We start from the raw sequence: 18873 nt of genomic DNA on the forward strand, positions 1-18873 counted from the left end.
TGTTGTCTGCGTTCGACAGCGGCTGCGACGGCCGCTGCGCGCTAGCGGCGGTCGACCAACGCATGCGCGATGGTGCCGAGGTCCACGTATTCGAGTTCGCTGCCGGCCGGCACGCCGCGCGCAAGGCGCGTCACGTTGAGGCCGCGCTGCCTGAGCGCCTCGCCGATCACGTGCGCGGTGGCCTCGCCCTCCGCCGTGAAGTTGGTGGCCAGGATGACCTCGCTCACCGTGCCGTCGAGCGCGCGGTCGAAGAGCTTCTGCAGGCCGATGTCCTTGGGGCCGATGCCGTCGAGCGGGCTGAGCTTGCCCATCAGCACGAAGTAGTAGCCGCGAAAGGCCCCCGTGCGTTCGAGCGCGGCCTGGTCGGCGGGCGTTTCGACCACGCAGAGCTTGGTCGCATCGCGGCGCGCATCGAGGCACACGCTGCACACGGACGCTTCCGTGAAGGTGTTGCAGCGTTCGCAATGCCGCACGTTGCCGGCCGCCTGCTGCAACGCGCGCGAAAGCAGCTGCGCGCCTTCACGGTCGTGCTGCAGCAAATGAAACGCCATGCGCGAGGCCGACTTGACGCCGACACCAGGCAGGCGGCGCAATGCATCGACCAACGCGTCGAGCGAACTGGCGTCGGCCATCAATGGCTCAGAACGGCAGCTTCATGCCGGGCGGAAGGCCCGGCATGCCAGCCGTGAGCTTGCCCATCTTCTGCTCGCTGGTTTCCTCGGCCTTGCGCACTGCGGCATTGAAAGCAGCAGCCACGAGGTCTTCGAGCATGTCCTTGTCGTCGGCCAAGAGGCTCGGATCGATGGTGATGCGCTTCACGTCGTGCTTGCAGGTCATCACGACCTTGACCAGGCCAGCGCCCGATTCGCCTTCGACCTCGATGGTGGCCAGCTCTTCCTGGGCCTTCTTGAGGTTGTCCTGCATTGCCTGCGCCTGCTTCATGAGGCCGGCCAGTTGTCCTTTGTTGAACATCGTTGGTCCTGATTGGTTGGAAATGGGGAAGGATAAGAGAGATGGCGGTCGAACCGGAATGCCGCAAGGGGCGGCACGAGTTTTCAGTAGCGTTCTGTCAGGCCGGCTTGAGCGTTCCGGGCACGATCTTCGCATCGAATTCACGCATCAGCATCTGCACTTCGGGATCGTTGCGGATGGCGTCCTCGGCCACGCGCTGGCGCTCGTCGGCGGCCTGCTTGTTGCGGCGCGCGGGGCTGTCGACCACGCCGCCGATCTCGATGGCAAGCCTCACACTGTGGCCGAGCCCAGCCAGCGCGTCGGTGAGCTTCTCACGGGCCGAAGGCTGGTTGAGCAACTCGCGCTCCACCCGAAGTATCCACTGATCGACGTCGCGCGCGACCAGCTGCGATTGCAGCGCGAGTTCGCGCGCCAGGGCATTGATGCTCTCGGCCGCGATCATCTGCGTGACCGTCGCGTGCCAGAAATCGCCGTCTTCGCTGGGCGGAATGGGCGGCGCCGGGCCGCGCTGCTCGTCGGGACGCGGCACGTCGCGCTGGCTCGGCGGCGGCTGGACGCGCATCGGCACGGCAAGCACCTTGGCGCCTGCCTCCCACGGCGGAGCTTCTGCCGCGGCGGGTGGCTTGGCCTCGCCCTGCCGAAGGGGCTCGCTGACCACGGCAAGGCGCTGCCCAGCCGGCGCCGAAGAGGCCTGCGAGGCCACCGGCGCGGCGGCCGCCACAGGCGCCGCGGCAGTTTCCACCGCCCGAGCCGGCGCTACGGCCGCAGGGGCCGAAACCGCCTTGCGGGCTTCATTCAGAGTTTTTTTTTCCGTGGAGGCCGAGGAAGCAGCCGCGCTGGAAGGCTTGAAGGCCAAAAGCCGCAACAGCACCATCGTGAGCGCCGCGTACTCGTCGGGCGCCAGGCCCAGCTCGCCGCGGCCGTGCAGGCACAGGCTGTAGAGCAATTGCGTTTCGTCGGCCGGCATCAGCGCGGCAAGGCGTGCCGTGTCGGCCGCATCGGGATCGGTGGCCGAATCGGCCGACTCGGCCCGCGAAGGCACCGCCTGCAGCACCGCCATGGCCTGCAGCACCGCCGTCATTTCTTCCAGCGTGGAAGCGGCGGACATGCCGTCGCGCCGCAGCGCCTCCGAGGTGTCGACCACCGTCTTGCCGTCGCCCTCTGCCAGTGCCTCGATCAGCTTGAACACATGGCCACGGTCCACGCTGCCGAGCATCTGGCGCACACCGGTTTCGAGCAGTTCGCCGTTGCCGAATGCAATCGCCTGGTCGGTGAGCGACAGGGCATCGCGCATCGAGCCACGTGCGGCACGGGCGAGCAGACGCAGCGCTTGCGGCTCGGCCGGCACCTGCTCGGCCTGCAGCACGCCCGTCAGATGCTCCAGCACCGTTTCGGGCGCCATCGGCCGCAGGTTGAACTGCAGGCAGCGCGACAGCACCGTGACCGGCACCTTCTGCGGATCGGTGGTGGCGAGCACGAACTTGAGGTATTCCGGCGGCTCCTCGAGCGTCTTCAGCATCGCGTTGAACGCGGTGTTGGTGAGCATGTGCACTTCGTCGATCATGAAGACCTTGAAGCGCCCCTGCACCGGCTTGTACACCGCCTGCTCGAGCAGCGACTGCACCTCGTCCACGCCGCGGTTCGATGCCGCGTCCAGCTCGGTGTAGTCGACGAAGCGGCCCGAATCGATGTCCTTGCAGGCCTGGCAGACCCCGCAAGGCGTGGCCGTGATGCCGCCCTGCCCGTCCGGGCCCTGGCAATTGAGCGACTTGGCCAGAATGCGCGAAACCGTGGTCTTGCCCACGCCCCGCGTGCCAGTGAAAAGATAGGCGTGATGCAGGCGCTGCGTGGTCAACGCGTTCTCGAGCGCCTGCACCACGTGCCCCTGGCCGACCATCTCACCGAAGGTTTTCGGACGGAACTTGCGAGCGAGCACGAGATAAGACATTGCGGGCATTCTAAAAGGCGCCGCGCCCCTTCCCAGTCCGGTCCCCGGAATCAAAAAAAGAGCCGTCTTTTCGTGGGATACCGCGGAACCGGCTTTGCCGGGCCGCTGGTATCGCCCCCAGCAGGGGGGTGGGCGAAGCGACACGAAGTGCGCGCAGCCTGGGGGGTTACAATAAGTGCTGACGGGCCTCCCTGCATGGTGAAGTGGCCAACCGGGTCAGGTGGGGAACCAAGCAGCCCTAACTGCGTAGTCAGTGCCAGGGGTAAGGCTCGTCAACCTAATATCCAGAAGCCGTGAGTTCTCAAGGACTTGCGCGCTGAAATGGGGGCTGCGAAGCCCCCCACTCCCATCCTCACGTGCTTCCGCCGCCAACGAGCATTTCGCATGGCCCGACGAAGCCTTCGCTGCCTTCGAACTGTCGCAGCGCCTCTTCAATGGCATCCCAGGTGCTCGCGCGCTCGGCCTCGTCGAGCCCGACCATCATCTGGTGCAGCGCTCCGAAGGACTCGCGTTCGAAGCGCACGCATTCGGCCGCGCTCGCCAGCCGCACCGGCGACGGCACCCGGCGCACCTCGATGTCGCGCAAGCCGGCCTTGGCAAACGCAGCCTCGAGCGCGCCCTCGGCACCGAGCGAAAACGGCCCGGGCTGGCCCGGCAGCGGCGCGGGGAGCCGCGCGCGTTCGCGAATGATCTTCACGGGGATCGAGAAAAATGCATTGCGCTCGGGGGTCGAGTAGACGACCGCCGACACCCGCCCGCCCGGACGCAAGGCCCGTCGCATGCCGGCGAGCGCGCGCTGCTGGTCGGGGAAGTAGATCAGGCCCACGCGGCTGATTGCCGCGTCGAAGCTGCCGGCGGGCAGCGTGTCGAGCGCCTCGCCGTCGAGTTCAAGGGTCTCGAGGTTCGACAGTCCCGCGGCCTTGGCATCCGCGGCAGCGCGCTCGAGCAAGGCCGGCGCGATGTCGGTAGCGAGCACGCGGCCACTGGCGCCCGCACGCCGCGCCGCGCCGATCGACTGCTCGCCCGCGCCGGCCGCGACGTCGAGCACCCGGCTGCCGGGCCCGATGCGGGCCAGATCGAACATCGTTTCCGTTGCATCGCCCAGCCAGCGGCCGAGAAACGGCCCCCAGCGATGCCAGGCCTCGGCGGCAGCCTGCCACTGAGCGCGGGTGGTGGTCTTGAAGGCGGCGGCGTTGAATGCCGGCGGGGCTGTGACGGTGGTCATGATGGGTCTCCATCGAGTGAGGGAGTCTCAAGAATGGCAGCGCGGCCCGAGGTTCGCCAGTCCAGAATCTGTACTGGCCTTGGCTCGCCGCAGCGACTAAATTGGCGCCATGATCGACTACGGCCAGTTTTGCACCGTGGCGCGCGGCGCCGAGGTGCTGTGCGAGCGCTGGACGCCGCTGGTGGTGCGCGAGCTGCTGTGCGGCAGCACGCGCTTCAACGACATCCGGCGCGGCGTGCCGCGCATGTCGGGCTCGCTGCTGGCACAGCGCCTGCGCAAGCTGGAGGAAGTGGGTGTCGTCAAGCGGGTTCAGGGCGACGGCAGCATGGCCGAATATCACCTGACCGCAGCGGGCGAGGAACTGCGCCCGATCGTGATGGCTCTGGGCCATTGGGGCGCGCGCTGGATCGGCAGTCGGCTCAAGCGCGACCAGCTGGACGCCGGCTTCCTGATGTGGGACGTCCGCCGCTTCGTGCGGATCGACGAGTGCCCGCGCGCGCGCTGCATCGTGATCCACTTCCGCTTCACCGACGCAGCCGAGGGCGAGCGGCGCTGGTGGCTGGTCGTCGACCAGGGCAGCGCCGACCTCTGCCGCGACAACCCCGGCGACGAACCGACGCTGATTGTCGAATCGACCGTGCGAACCCTGACCGAGATCTGGACCGGCGACCTCGACGCCGAGGCGGCGTTGCGCGAGCGGCGCCTGCGCGTCATCGGCACGGAATCCGATACCCGCGACCTCTGGCGCTGGCTCGGGCGCAGCGTTTTCGCCGACACCCGGACTGCTGCGCGGCTCTGAGGCGTTCCCCGCCGCAGCCGCGCAAAACCGTCAGAGGCCCAGCCGCTTGACCGCGCCACGCGCTGCGGCCGCACCGCTGGCCATGGATGCCGTCAGCAGGTAGCCGCCGGTCGGTGCTTCCCCATCGAGCATCTCTCCCGCAGCGAACACGCCCGGCTCGGGCAATTCAAAGCAGCATGAATGCCGCAGCCGCTGCATCCAACTAACCAATCTGTCGTAGTCCGGCCATGACCTCTTCGGTCGGCGGCAACTCGCTGGTTCGCCAGACCAGCCGGGCGTGACGATCGAACAGATAAACCTGGCCGGTATGGCGGTCGCCCGCTGCGGCGCCTCCCGTGAACAGCGAGAGCATCGGCTCAAGTGCCTCGGGGGCTGGCGCCGCCGCGCTCCACGTTGGCCTTGCGCCGAAGCGCCGCAACCAGGCGCTCAGTGCAACAGGGTCGTCGGACAGCGGGTCGATGCTCAGCGACAGCAGGTGCACCGCCGTGTAGCGCTCCGACAGCAATGCCGCCTGCAGCGTCGAGAACAAGGCCCCCTGGATCGGGCAGACCGTGCTGCACCCGGTAAACATCAATTGAACGGCGGTTGGGGCGCCTCGCAACTGCGCCGCGAGCATCGGTGTGGCGCCGTCGTGGCGCCGCAGCGGCAGGGCCGGAGCCGACACCGCCGGCAGCACCGGGCCGATGCTTGAGTTTGCGCGTGCCGGAGGCACACCCAGCCACGCCAGTGCACCGGCGGCAAGCAGGCGCCGGCGCCCGCGGGATGCAACCCGCGAGGGTATGAAGGGGCCCCTCGCGTTCATTGGGTTCATTGAGAAAGGGCTTGCGTCAGGTAGTCCCACAACGCCGCGCACTGGCCTTCGTCGGCATCGAAGCGCGGCATGGCTCGGGGCAGCGCGACATGGGCCGGGTCGATACCGGTGCGCAGCGTGCGGCAGAAGGATGCGCGCTCGTACGCGACGGGCGGGCCGCCGCGGCGCGGGAGGACTTCGCGCAATTGGCGCCGGTCGAGCGGCGGCGCGAAACCGGAGACAGCGGCAGTGGACTTGCCGGGGCCCGCGTGGCACTGGATGCAGCGCGTCGCTGCGCCCGGCAGCGGCGCGCTGTGGCCGGACAGCGTGCCGGCGAGTGGCTCGGTGCCATCGAACAGGCGCGCGCCGCGCGCCACCGAGGAAGGCACGGCGGCTTCAGGCTTTCCGGACCACGCCGGGCCAAAGGCCAATGCGGTTCCGAGCGCCAGCGCCAGCATCATCATCGAAAGCCTCGGCTTCGCGAAGCGCGCCGGCCGCTACCGGATGTTGATGGTGCGCGCCACGCTCGGCACGCCGCTGCTGTCGAGTGCGAACAGCATGTAGTTGCCCGGCAGCACCGTCCCGCGATCGGTCGGAATGCCCAACTGGTAGTTGCCTGCCGTGCCCGTGAATGACAGCGGGATGCGGCGCTGATCGGTGTTGACCGAGTGCGTGGCCGATGCCATGCGCACCAGCGCAAAGCGGGCCGCCGCGCGGTCGGTCGCCACGGCGATCTGGCTCCCCCATGTGGCGCTGGCCGGCGCAGCGGTGATGGCCGGGCGGGACGCCGGCGAACCGTCGCTCGCCAGCAGGTACGGTGGCGTATAGATCTCCGCATCCGGGTGGTCGCCCGCGCAGTCGCACAGCCCGCCGCCGCCCGCCAGCACGCGTCCGTCCGGCAGCAGCAGGGCCACGCTGTGATAGTTGCGCGGTTTCTGCATCGGCGGCACCGTGATGAAGCTCTCCAGCTCCGGGCTCCACAGCTCGGCCGCCAGCACACTGTAGGAGTCGGAAAACGGAACGGGCTGCGTCTGTCCGCCTATCACGAACACCTCGCCGTTAGGCAGCACCACGCTGTTGACAAAGGTTCGGCCATACGCCATCGGCGAAAGCTTGCGCACCGTGGGCGCCGTCGGCGCGCCCGCGCTGATGTCGATGATGTAGGCGGTCTTGAAGGCGTTGCCGCTGTCGTGGTTGGGCGCGCCGCCGAGCTTGAGGATCTTGCCGATGTCGTACATCACGGCGCTGGCGGTCATGGCATAGGGGTCGTCGCTGCGTAGCCCGGCCTGCAGGATGGCGCCGCTGCCGCGCGTGTCGATCCAATGCATTGCGGCAGCAGGCCCGGCGTGGAATACCCAGCCGTTGGCCGCGCCGAACAGCCACATGTGGTTGTCGCCCCGGTAGACCCCGGCCGCGTCCGGGCCGGCCAGCGGCGGGTTCGAGACATTGCTCGCATCGGGCATGTTGGCCGGTACGCCGGACAGCGTGCGCCAGGTCTTGGTGGCGGCCGACCACACCTCGCCGTACTTGCCGCCCTGCCCGCCGTTCCACGACCCGCCGACTGTGAACACGGAGCCGTCGGACATCGTCGTGCTCGCCTGGTAGGCACGTGCAATGCCGAGTTGCGCACCCGTCACCCAGCCGCCCAGCGCCGGGTCGTAGATCGAGGTCTTCGTCGCATCGCTGCCGCCGCTGACCAGCACGCTGCCATCGGCCAGCATGCTCAGGCCAGGGCAGAACATCTGGTGGCCGGTGGCCGTGACCACCAGCGGGCTGGCTGTTCGCGTGACGGGGTCGAACACCGAGGTGTAGGTGTACGCCTCGCTGCTGCTCGTGCTGAAGCTGGTGGGCGAGCGGGCTGCCCACAGCAGCAGCTTGCCGTCGGGGAGGTTGGCGGCCGATGCGGGCACGAGTGGCAGCGCGATCAGATCGGACCAGGGCTTCACCGCGGCGGTCGATTGCGCCGCGGTGTATCCGGCTGCCGTGAACAGGTACTCGTTGGCCGGCAGCCACTTCCCCTTGAATCGGGAACGCAGCCGGACCACGAGCCCCGCGCCGTCTATGGGAAGGTTTGTCACCGTCAGCGTTGTCGCACTTGTCGATGTGTCCACCACGGGTGTCGCCGAAGAGGCCGACAGGATCGTCAAGCCGTACTGGTTGGCACCCGTGTTATTCCAGACGAAGGTCGCGCTGCGACTTGCGAACTTGGTGCCGGGGGACGGACTGATGAGGGACGCCGGCTGTCCGTCTGGTGGCGCGGGCTTGCTTGCCGACGCGGACGTGCCCGCCAACGTCGGATTAGCGCCCTGCGCGCGGGCGCCGCCTCCTGCGTCACCGCCGGACCAAACCAGGAACACCAGGGATGCATAAGCAAGCCCGCGCGCGGCGCGCGGCGATGGAACGCTGGTCATCGCTGCTCCTCTATTTTTGTCTGATCGCAGCTTATTCCTTGCGCGCGCAATAAACAATACAAAAGTACTCAGTTATACCCTCAAAGGCCCAGCTGCCTGATCGCTCCGAGCGCCGCGGCCGCCCCGCTGGCCATCGATGCCGTCAGCAGGTAGCCGCCGGTCGGCGCCTCCCAGTCGAGCATTTCTCCCGCCACGAACACGCCCGGCACCGCGCTGGCCATGAGCCGTTCGTCGAGCGCCTCGAAGCGCACGCCGCCTGCGGTGCTGATGGCTTCGTCGATGGGCCGGGTTGCGACCAGCCGCAGCGGCACGGCCTTGATCGTCGCTGCCAGTTGCGCGGGGTCTTGCATTGCCTCGCGGCTCAGCGCCTCGTGCAGCACGCCGGCCTTGATGCCCTCCAGCCCCAGCCGGCTCTTCAGATGGCTGCTGAGCGACCGGGCACCGCGCGGATGCTTCACTGCGGCCAGCACCTGCTCGGCGCTGCGGTCGGGCAGCAGATCGAGCAGCAGCGTCGCGCTGCCATGCGCGGCGATCTCGTCGCGCAGCAAGGCCGAGGCCGCATAGATCAGGCTGCCTTCGATGCCGGTCGCGGTTGCAACGAACTCGCCCTTGCGCGCGAAGCGGCGCCCTTGGCTGTCGGTGAACGAAATGGCGACCGACTTGAACGGCTGGCCCGCGAAACGGCTCGCGAAATGTTCGCTCCATCCGGCTCCGTCGAAGCCGCAGTTAGCGGGCTGCAGCGGCGCGATGTCGATACCGCGCGCTTGCAGCCACGGCGCCCACGCGCCATCGGAACCGAGCCGCGCCCAGCTAGAACCGCCCAGTGCAAGCACCACGGCATCGGCCTTCACCGAGGTCTCGCCGGCGGGGGTCGCGAACCGCAACGAGGCTGCGTCGAATGGCGCGCTTTCGCCGCCGAGCCAGCGATGACGCATATGAAACTGCACACCAGCCGCACGCAGCCGGTGCAGCCACGCACGCAGCAATGGCGCAGCCTTCATGTCGGTCGGAAACACGCGCCCCGAGGTACCCACGAAGGTCTCGATGCCAAGGCCGCCCGCCCATTCGCGCACCTGCTGCGGACCGAACTGCGCGAGCATGGGTTCAAGCTGCGCGCGACGCTCGCCGAACCGGCTCATGAACACATCGAAAGGCTCGGAATGCGTGAGATTGAGCCCGCCGCGTCCGGCCAGCAGGAACTTGCGGCCCACCGAGGGCATGGCGTCGTAAACGTGTACCTGCGCGCCGGACGCGCTCAGGACTTCAGCCGCCATCAGGCCGGCGGGTCCGCCGCCGATCACGGCGACGGTATGGGAAAGAGTCATTCGAGATTCACCAGTTCGCCCTGCCCGGTCAGGAACGCGACGCGTACCGAGGCACCGGGATAGGCATGTTGCACTGCCGCGCGGTAGCGCTGCATCTGTGCGATCAACTCCGCGTCCCGTTCAGGGCGCGCGGCAGATTTGTAGTCGAGGATCCACCAGGCACCGCTGGCGCGATCGCGCACCAGCCGGTCTATGCGCAGCGTTTCGCCTTCGTGGACCAGGGTCACTTCGTTGCCGTGCCAGTCGATCATGCGCTCATCCCAGGCCCATGCGCCGGCGCCCGCGCGAATGCGTTCGGCCAGCACGGCGGCGCCGCGCGCCTGTTGCGCGTCGAGCATGAACTCGCGCGCGGCGGCGCGCACGTGCGCGGGTGGCAGCGCCTCGCCCGGCACGGCCCATTCGAGCAGCCGGTGCATCGCCTGGCCGAACGCGGCAGCCCGGGCATCGACAGTTCCGCCAGCAGCTTTCCTGATGGCGAGCGGTTCGGCGGCGGGCGCGACGGGCATCTTCTTCATCGAGAAACTGCCAGTTCCGGTTCCCAGGGGCAAGGCGAGCAGCGGTTCATCGGCTTGCACCGGTTCGCACATCGGCTCGAGCCGCGACCACCAACTGCCCTCGTTGGCGCGGGCCGGCTGCACCGACGACAGCACGAGGCGCTCGCGCGCCCGCGTGGTCGCGACATAGAGCCCGTTGAGCTCTTCGCGATGGCGCGCCCGTTGCTCTTCTTCGAGCAGCGTGGCCGCACAGCCCGGCGGCGTTTTCTCGCTTGCCAGGAACACGAAGCGGGTGGGCGCGCTGTCGCTGCCTTTCCATTCGACCAGCACGCCCATGGTCTGGGCGCGCGGCGGCGGAGCATCGCAATCGAGCATGAGCACGGTGTCGGCCTCGAGGCCCTTGGCGCCATGAACGGTCAGGAGCTGTACCGCATCGGGTACGGCGACCGAGGGCGCTCGTACGCCCCCGGCGCGCAACGCACGCACCAGCGCGTAGGGCGTGGCAAAGCGCGCACCCTCGATGTCGAGCGATGCCGCGACCAGCCCGCGCAGATTGGCCAGCGCGTTCTGCCGCATGGCGGCAGGCACGGCGGCGCCGAATCTGGCCAGCACATCGCCATCGTGAAAAATCGCATCCAGCGCGTCGTGCGGGGGCAGCGCGCAGAGCCAGCGCTGCCATTGCTTGAGCTTGGGGCCGGCTTCGACCAGCTCCGTCGGCAGGCCTTCTCCTTTCTGGATCAGCCCGAACCAGCTCAGGGAGGGCTGCTCGCGCTGGCGCAGCGCCAGTTGCACCAGCGCATCGTCGCCAACGCCGAACAGCGGCGACTTGAGCGCGCGCGCCAGCGAAAGATCGTGCGCGGGCGACACCAGCGCATCGATCAGCGCTACCACGTCCTGCACTTCGGGTGCGTCGTGCAGTTCGTTCTTCTCGGGTTGCTGTACAGGAATGTGGCGCTGGCGCAGCGCGTCCTGCATGGCGGCCAACCGGTTGCGGCGGCGCGCCAGCACCATGATCTGCCGCGGCGGCGTGCCATCGGCAATGCGCTGGGCGACCCAGCGCGCGGCCTGCTCGCATTCTTTTTGCAGCAATTGTTCTTCGGGCAACACGCGCGGGGTCACGAGGCTGTCGCGCCAGTGCAGCATGCCGTCATCGGCCGGTGCGGCCTCCGCGGTCGTATTGAGTGCGTCGCGATCGATGGGCGGGAGCTTGAGCAGTTCGCCCTCGTCGTTGCGCTCGGTCGTGTGGGCGCGGTAGCCGTCGAACTCGCCGGCCTCTTGCGCAGCCAGCATCGCCTGGTTGACCAGCCCGACCACCGCGCGCGCGTTGCGGTGGGTATGGTCGCAGTTGAGCAGTTCGCCACCCAGGCCTTCGCGCACGAACTTCTTCGCTGCAATGAATACCTGCGGCTCGGCGCGGCGGAAGCGGTAGATGCTCTGCTTCGGGTCGCCCACGATGAAGACGCGCGGCGCGCTGCCGCCCGCGCCGGTGTAGGCGCTGAGCCAGCCGTAGAGCGCCTGCCACTGCAACGGGTTGGTGTCCTGGAATTCGTCGATCAGCAGGTGCGCGATGCGCGCATCGAGCCGCTCCTGCACCCATCCGGACAGCGCCGACTGGCCCAGCAGCAGTTGCGCGGCCTGTTCGACGTCGTTCATGTCGACCCAGCCATGCGCGCGCTTGACCTCGGCAAAGGCAGAAATGAGGATGCGCGTGAGACGCGTCATGCGCTGCTGGTAGAGCCAGGCCGCGTGCTGGGCCTGCGCGGCGCACAGGGTCTGAAGCTCAGCCTCCGCCTCTTGCGCGGCGGGATATTTCTGCAGGTTCTTGTTGAGGCGGTCTTCGGTGGCGACGAAGAAATTCTTGCGCAGGTGCGCCAGTGCGGCCGAGCGCGACTCGCGCGGCGGCTCACCGGTGCCGAACACGTCGATGATCGCCTCGGCGGCCTTCTGCGGCGTCTTGTTGGCTTCGCGGCCGAGCGCGGCGGCACGGTCGAGCCAGCGGCGCCTGACCGCTTCTCCCCTCAGGGCATCGGTCGGATCGTCCAGGCCTTGGAGCGCGGGATGCATGGCACTGAAGTGCTGCACGGCGGAGGCCGGATCGGACAGCAAGAACTCGACGCGGCGCGTGAGCGCTTCGCCCAGCGCCTTGGCGGTCTGCGACCGGCCATAGGTGGCGACGACGGCGTAGTAGTCGGCCAGCGCCTCCTTGTCGGACGTCACGGCCTCGAAGAAGGGCCGCCAGGTGCGTGCGCGCGCCTCGGCATCGTCCTCGAGCAGTTCGTAGTTCGCGGGCAGGCCGAGTTCGCGCAGCACTGCCAGCGGTGCGTTGCGCAGCAGGCCCGCAAACCATGCGTGGAAGGTGCGAAACTGCACCGGCCGACCGCCTTCGAGCAAGCGCCGGTAGAGGCCTTGCAAGCGCGGTACCGCGGCAAGTGCGGCATCGGGCTTCACGCCGCGCATCACGAGTTCGCGCACCAGTTCTTCGGGGCTGCGCTCGGCGAACTGTTCGAGCCATTGGTCCAGGCGCTCGCGCATCTCGCCAGCGGCCTTCTTGGTGAAGGTGATGGCCAGGATCTCGTGCGGCTCGCAGGCGGATTCGCCCTCTTCGAGCAGCGCGCGCAAGATGCGCGACACCAGCATCCAGGTCTTGCCCGCGCCGGCACACGCTTCGACCGCGACCGAGCGCCGCGGATCGCATGCGACGGTGTAGAAGGCCTCGCGCGTGACGTGCCGGCCATTGTGTTCGTAGGCGGCACCGTTCATTTCGCAGGCCCTTCCGCCGGAGTCGAAAGCGAAGGCTGTTCGACCTCCCAGAAGTCTTTGCGGCAGAGACCGCGTGCCGCGCAGTAGTCGCAGATCGCGCCTTCGCCCAACGGCGGCAGCGCCGCGCCTTGCGCGATGCGGGCGAAGTCATCGAGGATGCCCGCCACCAGCGCATCGCGCGCTTCCACCACCACGGGCTGCTCGACGGTCTGCGTGCCGGACGACTTCTCGCCGACGTTGACGTAGGCCGCGCGCAGCGTGTCGTCGGCCACCAGCGCGGCATAGAAGGCCAACTGGGTGTCCTCGGTCGGGTCCTTGACGCGCTCCTTGGTCACCGCGGCGGACTCGGTCTTGTAGTCGATCACGAAGGCCTGGCCGTCGGGCATGCGGTCGATGCGGTCCAGCCGGCCGACCAGTTGCAGGCCGCCCAGCGGCTGCTCCTTCCAGGGCTCGGATTCCATGAAGACGGCGCCGCTGGCCTCGTGCCCGGCAAGCCACTGAAGGTAGCCGTCGCGCACGGCCGGCCACGCCGCGGCGAACGGCAGGAACTCGGCATCGGACAGCCCGAATTCGCGCGTGGCGTGCTCGGCCGCCGCGCCGATGAGCGACACGCGCCCGGCAACATCGTTGATCGGCGTCTCTTTCAGCGCATCGTGGAAGTGGCCCAGCACGGCATGCAGCCAGTTGCCGAAGTCGCGCTTGTCGACCTCGGCGTCGAGCTCGTCGGCGCTGCGCAGGCCGAGTTGCCGCAGCGCAAAGAAGCGGTACGGGCAGCGGCGCAGGTCTTCATAGACGCTGGTCGAGATGTTGCGCAGCGGCAGCAGCGCCCCGGACGGCGACGGGTACGGGGTCGGCTGCAGCGCCACTTCGCGCGGCGTGCGCGGGTCTGCCGCCGGCTGCAAGGCGTGGTCGAGCTGCAGCGCCTGCACCAGCGGGCTCGGGCGAACGGGCTCGCCGCTGGCATCGGACTGCCGCCACAGAATTTCGCAGCATGGGTTGCACAGGGCCGCAGCCCAGGCAGAGCGTTGCGCGGCCTCGAGGGTTTCGCGCGCGGGCAGGCCCAGCTCGGCGCGCTGGGCGGCGCTCCAATTGCCTGGCGGCTCGGGAGAGGCCGGCAGGCGCCGGTCGTCGCAGCCCGGAATGACCACTGCGCCGAACGCGCGGCCCAACAACTGGTGCAGCGGCAACACCACCACCTGGGGCGTGTCGCTGCCGGCGGGCGGCACGAAGCTGGCGTCTTCCAGTACGTCGCGCACCCAGGCCGTGAACTCGGCCAGCGTGTGGCGTCCGCCGGGAAAGTCGTCATCACCGCCGTGCGCGTCGGCATCGAGCCACAGCGCACCGATCACCTTGGCGCCGGCCATGTCGGCTGCGAGCGGCTCCCATTGGGCACCGGCCTCCAGCAACTCGCGCAGCGCGCGCAGCCAGTCGGCCAGGGGCCTCGACTTGGCCATGGCCATGCGGCGGCCTTCGATGGCTTCGGTGAACGGCAGCAGCGCGATGTCCTGCGGCTTCTCGCTGCGCGCGACCTGCCCGCACCAGGCGGACCACTCGCGTACGCCTTCACGCCGCAGCCGGGCCTCGAGCGCCTGGACGGCCATGGCATCGCCGTCGGCGCCGCTCTTGAGCCAATCGAGCACCTGGTCGCTGCCCGCGTCGTGCGCGCAGGCGCGCAGCCCGCTCATCAGGGTGGCGGCGGCGCGCGTGGTGGAAAGCTTCCAGCCGGTTTCGTCGTGCGCCGCGATGCCCTCCGCCTGGAGCTGCGCGCCAATGCGCCGGGTGAGCGCGCGGTCGGTGGTGATCAGCGCGACCGGTGCACGGCCTTCGGCCAGGTGCCGCAGCACGCAGGCGGCCGCGAGTTCCGCCTCGTCTTCGGGATCGGCGGCGACATGTGCGCTCGCGGCCGTGGCTGGCCGAGCCGTGGGCACCAGCGAGAGATGAATCGCGCGGTCGCCCCACAAGGTGCAGAGCGTCTGCGTGAGCGGATCGGTCTGGAAGCCCTCGAGCACGATGAGCGCGTCGACCTGCGCGCGCACATTCTCGCGCAGCAGCACGTCGGTGGCGTAGCCGGAGTTGGCGGCCCAGGCCACCGCGACGCGGATCAGCGCGCTCTCGATGCGAAACCACTCCGATTCGCTGCCCGCCTCGGCCACGCGGGCTGCCCGCTGCGCCCATTCGCCGCCCCGCTCTTCGGGCAGCGCCGCTGCCGCCAACGGGGCCAGCTGATAGGCCAGCTCGACCACGCGCCCGGCCAGCGCAAAGCGCTCGGCGGCAAAACCTGCCTGCGAGAGCAGCGCCTGGGCCGTGACCAGGTCGTGCGCCATGTCGAATGCGATGTCGTAGCCCGAGGGCAGGAACCCACCCGCGCTGCGCGCCCAGTTGCGCGTGGTTTCGAAACGCGGCACGAAGCCCGGGGTCCCGCAGCGCGCCCACATGCTGCGCGCCACGCCCATCAATTGCGCATACGGCACCAGCACCACGGTGCGCGCCGCATGCAGCTGGCGCTGCGCAATGGCGCCGGCAATGCGAGCCACCACGCCGTCGGCGGGGTCGCACCACAGGGCCTGGACGGGGTGGCCTTCGTTCATGTTCTATCGAGGGATTTGGGAGCGTGGAGGCGCGACGCGCAAAGGGCTTTTGCTATCGGTGTCATAGCGTTCCCGCATGGCACCCCACCCCTTGGTTTCTGTCACAATGACCAGCACTTTAGCTGCACCGAAACTCTCCGCGCACAAGGACACACCTCATGGCCAGCGACCTGATCAAACACATCTCCGATTCTTCCTTCGAAGCCGACGTGCTCAAGTCCAGCCAGCCCGTGCTGGTCGACTACTGGGCCGAATGGTGCGGTCCCTGCAAGATGATTGCACCCATACTCGACGAAGTGTCGACCGCCTATGAAGGCAAGCTGCAGATCGCCAAGCTCAATGTCGACGAGAACCGCGACATCCCGGCCAAGTTCGGCATCCGCGGCATTCCCACGCTCATGCTGTTCAAGGACGGCCAGCTGGCCGCCACCAAGGTCGGCGCCATGAGCAAGGCGCAACTCACCGCCTTCATCGACCAGCAACTCGCCTGAGACATTTCAACCGGCCAGCGCGCAATGCGTTGGCCGGACGGTTTTTTGCTGTCATAATCTCCCACAGATCACCGGTCCCTTCGAGGTAGCCGGTTCGAGTTCCCCGGTTTGTGAGGCAGCTCTCGCTTCACATCAAACCTCCCCCCGTTTTTCCGATCGATTGCCCCGCAAGGGGTCATTCCATGCACTTAAACGAACTCAAGGCACTCCACGTGTCTGAAGTCCTCAAGCAGGCTGAAGCGCTTGAGATCGAAAACGTCGGCCGCATGCGCAAGCAGGAGCTGATGTTCGCGATCATCAAGAAGCGCGCCAAGGCCGGCGAGCAGGTCTTTGCCGACGGCGTGCTCGAAATCCTGCCCGACGGCTTCGGCTTTCTGCGCAGCCCCGACACCAGCTTCACGGCCAGCACGGACGACATCTACATCTCGCCGAGCCAGGTGCGCCGCTTCAACCTGCACACCGGCGACATGATCGAAGGCGAAGTGCGCACGCCCAAGGACGGCGAGCGCTACTTCGCGCTGACCAAGCTCGACAAGGTCAACGACGGCCCGCCCGAGCAGAACAAGCACAAGGTGATGTTCGAGAACCTGACTCCGCTGTTCCCCAAGGAACAGATGAAGCTGGAACGCGACGGCGTCAAGAGCGACGAGAACATCACAGGCCGGATCATCGACATCATCGCCCCCATCGGCAAGGGCCAGCGCGCCCTGCTGGTGGCGCCGCCCAAGAGCGGCAAGACGGTGATGATGCAGCACATCGCCCACGCCATCAGCGCCAACTACCCCGAAGTGCACATGATGGTGCTGCTGGTGGACGAGCGGCCTGAAGAAGTGACCGAAATGCAGCGCACCGTGAAGGGCGAGGTCATTGCCTCGACCTTCGACGAGCCCGCAGCGCGCCACGTGCACGTGGCCGAAATGGTGATCGAGCGCGCCAAGCGCCTGGTCGAGCTCAAGAAGGACGTGGTGATCCTGCTGGACTCCATCACGCGCCTTGCCCGCGCCTACAACAACGTCGTGCCCTCGTCGGGCAAGGTGCTGACCGGCGGCGTCGACTCCAACGCGCTGCAGCGCCCCAAGCGCTTCCTGGGCGCCGCGCGCAACGTGGAAGAAGGCGGCTCGCTCACCATCATCGGCACCGCGCTGATCGACACCGGCAGCCGCATGGACGAAGTGATCTTCGAAGAGTTCAAGGGCACCGGCAACTCCGAAATCCACCTGGACCGCCGCCTGTACGAAAAGCGCGTGTTCCCGTCGATCCAGCTCAACCGCAGCGGCACCCGGCGCGAAGAACTGCTGCTCGCCCCCGAGATCCTGCAGAAGACCCGCATCCTGCGCCAGCTCATGTACAACATGGACGAGATCGAGTCGATGGAGCTGATGCTCAAGAACATGAAGGCGACCAAGACCAATGTCGAGTTCTTCGACATGATGCGTCGCGGCGGGTAATTGTTGCCCGCCCCCTGGCTGCGCGCACTTCGTGCCGCTACGCCCTCCCCCTATCGGGGGCGGTGCTGACCGACCGGCAAAGCCGGATCGGTGGCACCCCACGAACGAATGCCCGCCTTTGGCGGGCATTTTTCATGTGCGCAGCGCTTTGCCCTCGGCGGCACTGCGTGCGCCAAGATCCAGCAGTTCCATCAGCGCGACGGCCTGTTCGGGCGGGACGGGATTCGGGCCGTTGCCGAGGATCGCGTCGCGAACCGCGGCGTAGTACGCAACGTAGTTGCCGGCCCGCGTAGGCAGGGTACTGCTTTGCGGGACGCCATCGGCGCCGTACACGGTGAGCTGGCCGTCGAGCGGATCGGCGCCCCACCCTGCGGCCGGCGGTCGCTTCCCGGCGCGCAGCGCATCTTCCTGCGGATCGACGCCGTACTTGACGTAGCTGCCGCGCGTGCCGTGCAGGATGTAGCGCGGCGCGGCATGGGCTGCCAGCGTGGTGGCATGCAGCACCACGCGCAGCGGCGCATGGGGACCGCTTTCGTAGCGCAGCACGGCATGAAAATAGTCTTCGACCTGCGCGCCGTCTCGCAGGGCCGCGGTGTCGAGCTGCAGCGTGTCAGGCGCTCCGAACAGCTGGACCGCCTGGTCGACCAGATGGGCACCCAGATCGACCCACAGGCCGGCGCCGGGCACCTTCTGCTCGCGCCAGCGGTCGCGCACCTCGGGGCGGAAGCGGTCGAAATGCGACTCCAGGTACACCGGCCGGCCGAGTTCGCCGGTGGCCAGCAGGTCCTTGAGCGTGAGGTAGTCGGCGTCGAAGCGGCGGTTCTGATAAACAGCCAACACACGATTGTTGCGCCGAGACAACAATTCGAGCTCCCTGGCTTCGGCCACGTCAAGGGTGAAAGGCTTGTCCACCACCACGTGCTTGCCGGCTTCCAGGGCGACCTTGGCAACGGGGTAGTGCTGGGCATTGGGCGTGGCCACCACCACCAGCTCGATATCTTCCCGGGCGACGAGCGCTGCCACATCGGGCACGACCGCCACCCCGGGCCATTCGGCACGCACTTTATGCGGCTGCGAGCTCGCCACCGCCGCCAATTCGAGCCCTGGAACGGCCGAAAGCACCGGTGCATGGAAAGTCTGGCCGGCAAAGCCGTAGCCAACGAGGCCGGCGCGCAACGTTCTGGAGGTCATCTGAAAGGCCGTCTTTCGCTCAAAACGGTCAGTATGCGATAATCGCTGGCTCCGCGAAAAGTGCGGCTGGGCGTTTTGCCCGGCGATTCCCTCCCCGGAATGGCTTGCCCCTCTGTAGGCACGCTTGTGGCTCTCGCATCGACCCCAAAGGAAAGACCATGGCAAAAGAAGGCATCCACCCGAATTACCGCGAAGTTCTGTTCGTCGACATGTCGAACGGCTTCAAGTTCGTGACCCGTTCGTGCGCGAACACCAAGGAAATGGGCAAGACCGACGACGGCCGCGAACTGCCGCTGTTCAAGCTCGACACCACGAGCGAATCGCACCCGTTCTACACCGGCACGCAAAAGTCGGTCGACAACATGGGCGGTCGCGTCGAGAAGTTCCGCAACCGCTTCGGCAAGACCACCGGCGCTGCTTCCAAGTAAAGC

Annotated in this window: 16 protein-coding genes and 1 other RNA gene; 5 read left to right on the forward strand and 12 right to left on the reverse strand. The window is 67.9% G+C overall.

What is annotated here, in order from left to right:
• Positions 1 to 41 precede the first annotated feature (41 nt).
• The 3 genes from recR to dnaX all read right to left on the reverse strand — a co-directional run bounded on the left by recR (position 42) and on the right by dnaX (position 2920).
• Positions 42 to 632, reverse strand: coding sequence for a recombination mediator RecR (gene recR / locus ACAM55_RS12655; RefSeq protein ID WP_369651919.1), 591 nt, complete (start codon positions 630 to 632; stop codon positions 42 to 44).
• 7 nt (positions 633 to 639) lie between these two features.
• Complete coding sequence (locus ACAM55_RS12660; RefSeq protein WP_012747441.1) at positions 640 to 972, reverse strand: YbaB/EbfC family nucleoid-associated protein; 333 nt, start codon at positions 970 to 972, stop codon at positions 640 to 642.
• Positions 973 to 1069: 97 nt separating this feature from the next.
• Positions 1070 to 2920, reverse strand: coding sequence for a DNA polymerase III subunit gamma/tau (gene dnaX / locus ACAM55_RS12665; protein ID WP_369651920.1), 1851 nt, complete (start codon positions 2918 to 2920; stop codon positions 1070 to 1072).
• Positions 2921 to 3100: 180 nt separating this feature from the next.
• Here dnaX and ffs point away from each other — a divergent pair.
• Positions 3101 to 3197: signal recognition particle sRNA small type (gene ffs / locus ACAM55_RS12670), an RNA gene on the forward strand.
• A gap of 75 nt (positions 3198 to 3272) precedes the next feature.
• Here the strand turns inward: ffs and ACAM55_RS12675 are convergent.
• On the reverse strand, positions 3273 to 4145 hold the full coding sequence (locus ACAM55_RS12675) for a class I SAM-dependent methyltransferase (RefSeq protein WP_369651921.1): 873 nt from the start codon (positions 4143 to 4145) through the stop codon (positions 3273 to 3275).
• A 109-nt stretch (positions 4146 to 4254) separates the two neighbouring features.
• On the opposite strand from ACAM55_RS12675, the gene ACAM55_RS12680 reads away from it, so the two are divergent.
• Positions 4255 to 4944 carry a winged helix-turn-helix transcriptional regulator gene (locus ACAM55_RS12680; protein ID WP_369651922.1) on the forward strand — a complete coding sequence of 230 codons (690 nt, stop codon included), beginning with the start codon at positions 4255 to 4257 and terminating at the stop codon, positions 4942 to 4944.
• Positions 4945 to 4974: 30 nt separating this feature from the next.
• Here ACAM55_RS12680 and ACAM55_RS12685 read toward each other — a convergent pair whose 3' ends face one another.
• From ACAM55_RS12685 to ACAM55_RS12715, 7 genes are all read right to left on the reverse strand, one after another.
• The gene (locus ACAM55_RS12685) at positions 4975 to 5094 is read right to left on the reverse strand and encodes an NAD(P)/FAD-dependent oxidoreductase (RefSeq protein WP_369651923.1); all 120 of its coding nucleotides are present in this window, start codon (positions 5092 to 5094) and stop codon (positions 4975 to 4977) included.
• Between the two features lie 52 nt (positions 5095 to 5146).
• Positions 5147 to 5746, reverse strand: a complete 600-nt coding sequence (locus ACAM55_RS12690) for an SCO family protein (protein WP_369651924.1) — start codon at positions 5744 to 5746, stop codon at positions 5147 to 5149.
• 5 nt (positions 5747 to 5751) lie between these two features.
• Positions 5752 to 6198, reverse strand: a complete 447-nt coding sequence (locus ACAM55_RS12695) for a hypothetical protein (RefSeq protein WP_369651925.1) — start codon at positions 6196 to 6198, stop codon at positions 5752 to 5754.
• 33 nt (positions 6199 to 6231) lie between these two features.
• The gene (locus ACAM55_RS12700) at positions 6232 to 8145 is read right to left on the reverse strand and encodes a galactose oxidase-like domain-containing protein (RefSeq protein ID WP_369651926.1); all 1914 of its coding nucleotides are present in this window, start codon (positions 8143 to 8145) and stop codon (positions 6232 to 6234) included.
• Positions 8146 to 8225: 80 nt separating this feature from the next.
• The gene (locus ACAM55_RS12705) at positions 8226 to 9470 is read right to left on the reverse strand and encodes a TIGR03862 family flavoprotein (protein WP_369651927.1); all 1245 of its coding nucleotides are present in this window, start codon (positions 9468 to 9470) and stop codon (positions 8226 to 8228) included.
• Positions 9467 to 12724: a UvrD-helicase domain-containing protein gene (locus ACAM55_RS12710; RefSeq protein WP_369651928.1), complete on the reverse strand. Its 3258-nt coding sequence runs from the start codon at positions 12722 to 12724 to the stop codon at positions 9467 to 9469. Before ACAM55_RS12710 ends, ACAM55_RS12705 begins: the two co-directional genes overlap by 4 nt.
• Positions 12721 to 15312, reverse strand: coding sequence for a PD-(D/E)XK nuclease family protein (locus ACAM55_RS12715; RefSeq protein ID WP_369651929.1), 2592 nt, complete (start codon positions 15310 to 15312; stop codon positions 12721 to 12723). The genes ACAM55_RS12710 and ACAM55_RS12715 overlap by 4 nt, the downstream gene beginning before the upstream one ends.
• Before the next feature lie 158 nt (positions 15313 to 15470).
• On the opposite strand from ACAM55_RS12715, the gene trxA reads away from it, so the two are divergent.
• The gene (gene trxA, locus ACAM55_RS12720) at positions 15471 to 15803 is read left to right on the forward strand and encodes a thioredoxin TrxA (protein ID WP_012747433.1); all 333 of its coding nucleotides are present in this window, start codon (positions 15471 to 15473) and stop codon (positions 15801 to 15803) included.
• A 182-nt stretch (positions 15804 to 15985) separates the two neighbouring features.
• Positions 15986 to 17251 carry a transcription termination factor Rho gene (gene rho / locus ACAM55_RS12725; protein WP_021007063.1) on the forward strand — a complete coding sequence of 422 codons (1266 nt, stop codon included), beginning with the start codon at positions 15986 to 15988 and terminating at the stop codon, positions 17249 to 17251.
• 132 nt (positions 17252 to 17383) lie between these two features.
• Here rho and ACAM55_RS12730 read toward each other — a convergent pair whose 3' ends face one another.
• The gene (locus ACAM55_RS12730; protein WP_369651930.1) at positions 17384 to 18442 is read right to left on the reverse strand and encodes an oxidoreductase; all 1059 of its coding nucleotides are present in this window, start codon (positions 18440 to 18442) and stop codon (positions 17384 to 17386) included.
• A 158-nt stretch (positions 18443 to 18600) separates the two neighbouring features.
• Between ACAM55_RS12730 and ACAM55_RS12735 the strand changes: the two genes are divergently transcribed.
• A complete protein-coding gene (locus tag ACAM55_RS12735) occupies positions 18601 to 18870 on the forward strand; it encodes a type B 50S ribosomal protein L31 (protein WP_019653042.1) in 270 nt (89 codons plus the stop codon).
• Positions 18871 to 18873: the final 3 nt, after the last annotated feature.

The sequence above is a fragment of the Variovorax sp. V213 genome, from assembly GCF_041154455.1.
Taxonomy (GTDB): Bacteria; Pseudomonadota; Gammaproteobacteria; order Burkholderiales; family Burkholderiaceae_C; genus Variovorax.

Coding starts and splice junctions, on each gene's coding strand:
- rho (WP_021007063.1), top strand. CDS start 15,986: ATGCACTTAAACGAACTCAAGGCACTCCACGTGTCTGAAGTCCTCAAG.
- ACAM55_RS12715 (WP_369651929.1), bottom strand. CDS start 15,312: ATGAACGAAGGCCACCCCGTCCAGGCCCTGTGGTGCGACCCCGCCGAC.
- ACAM55_RS12730 (WP_369651930.1), bottom strand. CDS start 18,442: ATGACCTCCAGAACGTTGCGCGCCGGCCTCGTTGGCTACGGCTTTGCC.
- ACAM55_RS12710 (WP_369651928.1), bottom strand. CDS start 12,724: ATGAACGGTGCCGCCTACGAACACAATGGCCGGCACGTCACGCGCGAG.
- ACAM55_RS12735 (WP_019653042.1), top strand. CDS start 18,601: ATGGCAAAAGAAGGCATCCACCCGAATTACCGCGAAGTTCTGTTCGTC.
- ACAM55_RS12690 (WP_369651924.1), bottom strand. CDS start 5,746: ATGAACGCGAGGGGCCCCTTCATACCCTCGCGGGTTGCATCCCGCGGG.
- dnaX (WP_369651920.1), bottom strand. CDS start 2,920: ATGTCTTATCTCGTGCTCGCTCGCAAGTTCCGTCCGAAAACCTTCGGT.
- ACAM55_RS12705 (WP_369651927.1), bottom strand. CDS start 9,470: ATGACTCTTTCCCATACCGTCGCCGTGATCGGCGGCGGACCCGCCGGC.
- trxA (WP_012747433.1), top strand. CDS start 15,471: ATGGCCAGCGACCTGATCAAACACATCTCCGATTCTTCCTTCGAAGCC.
- ACAM55_RS12680 (WP_369651922.1), top strand. CDS start 4,255: ATGATCGACTACGGCCAGTTTTGCACCGTGGCGCGCGGCGCCGAGGTG.
- ACAM55_RS12700 (WP_369651926.1), bottom strand. CDS start 8,145: ATGACCAGCGTTCCATCGCCGCGCGCCGCGCGCGGGCTTGCTTATGCA.
- ACAM55_RS12695 (WP_369651925.1), bottom strand. CDS start 6,198: ATGATGATGCTGGCGCTGGCGCTCGGAACCGCATTGGCCTTTGGCCCG.
- ACAM55_RS12660 (WP_012747441.1), bottom strand. CDS start 972: ATGTTCAACAAAGGACAACTGGCCGGCCTCATGAAGCAGGCGCAGGCA.
- recR (WP_369651919.1), bottom strand. CDS start 632: ATGGCCGACGCCAGTTCGCTCGACGCGTTGGTCGATGCATTGCGCCGC.
- ACAM55_RS12675 (WP_369651921.1), bottom strand. CDS start 4,145: ATGACCACCGTCACAGCCCCGCCGGCATTCAACGCCGCCGCCTTCAAG.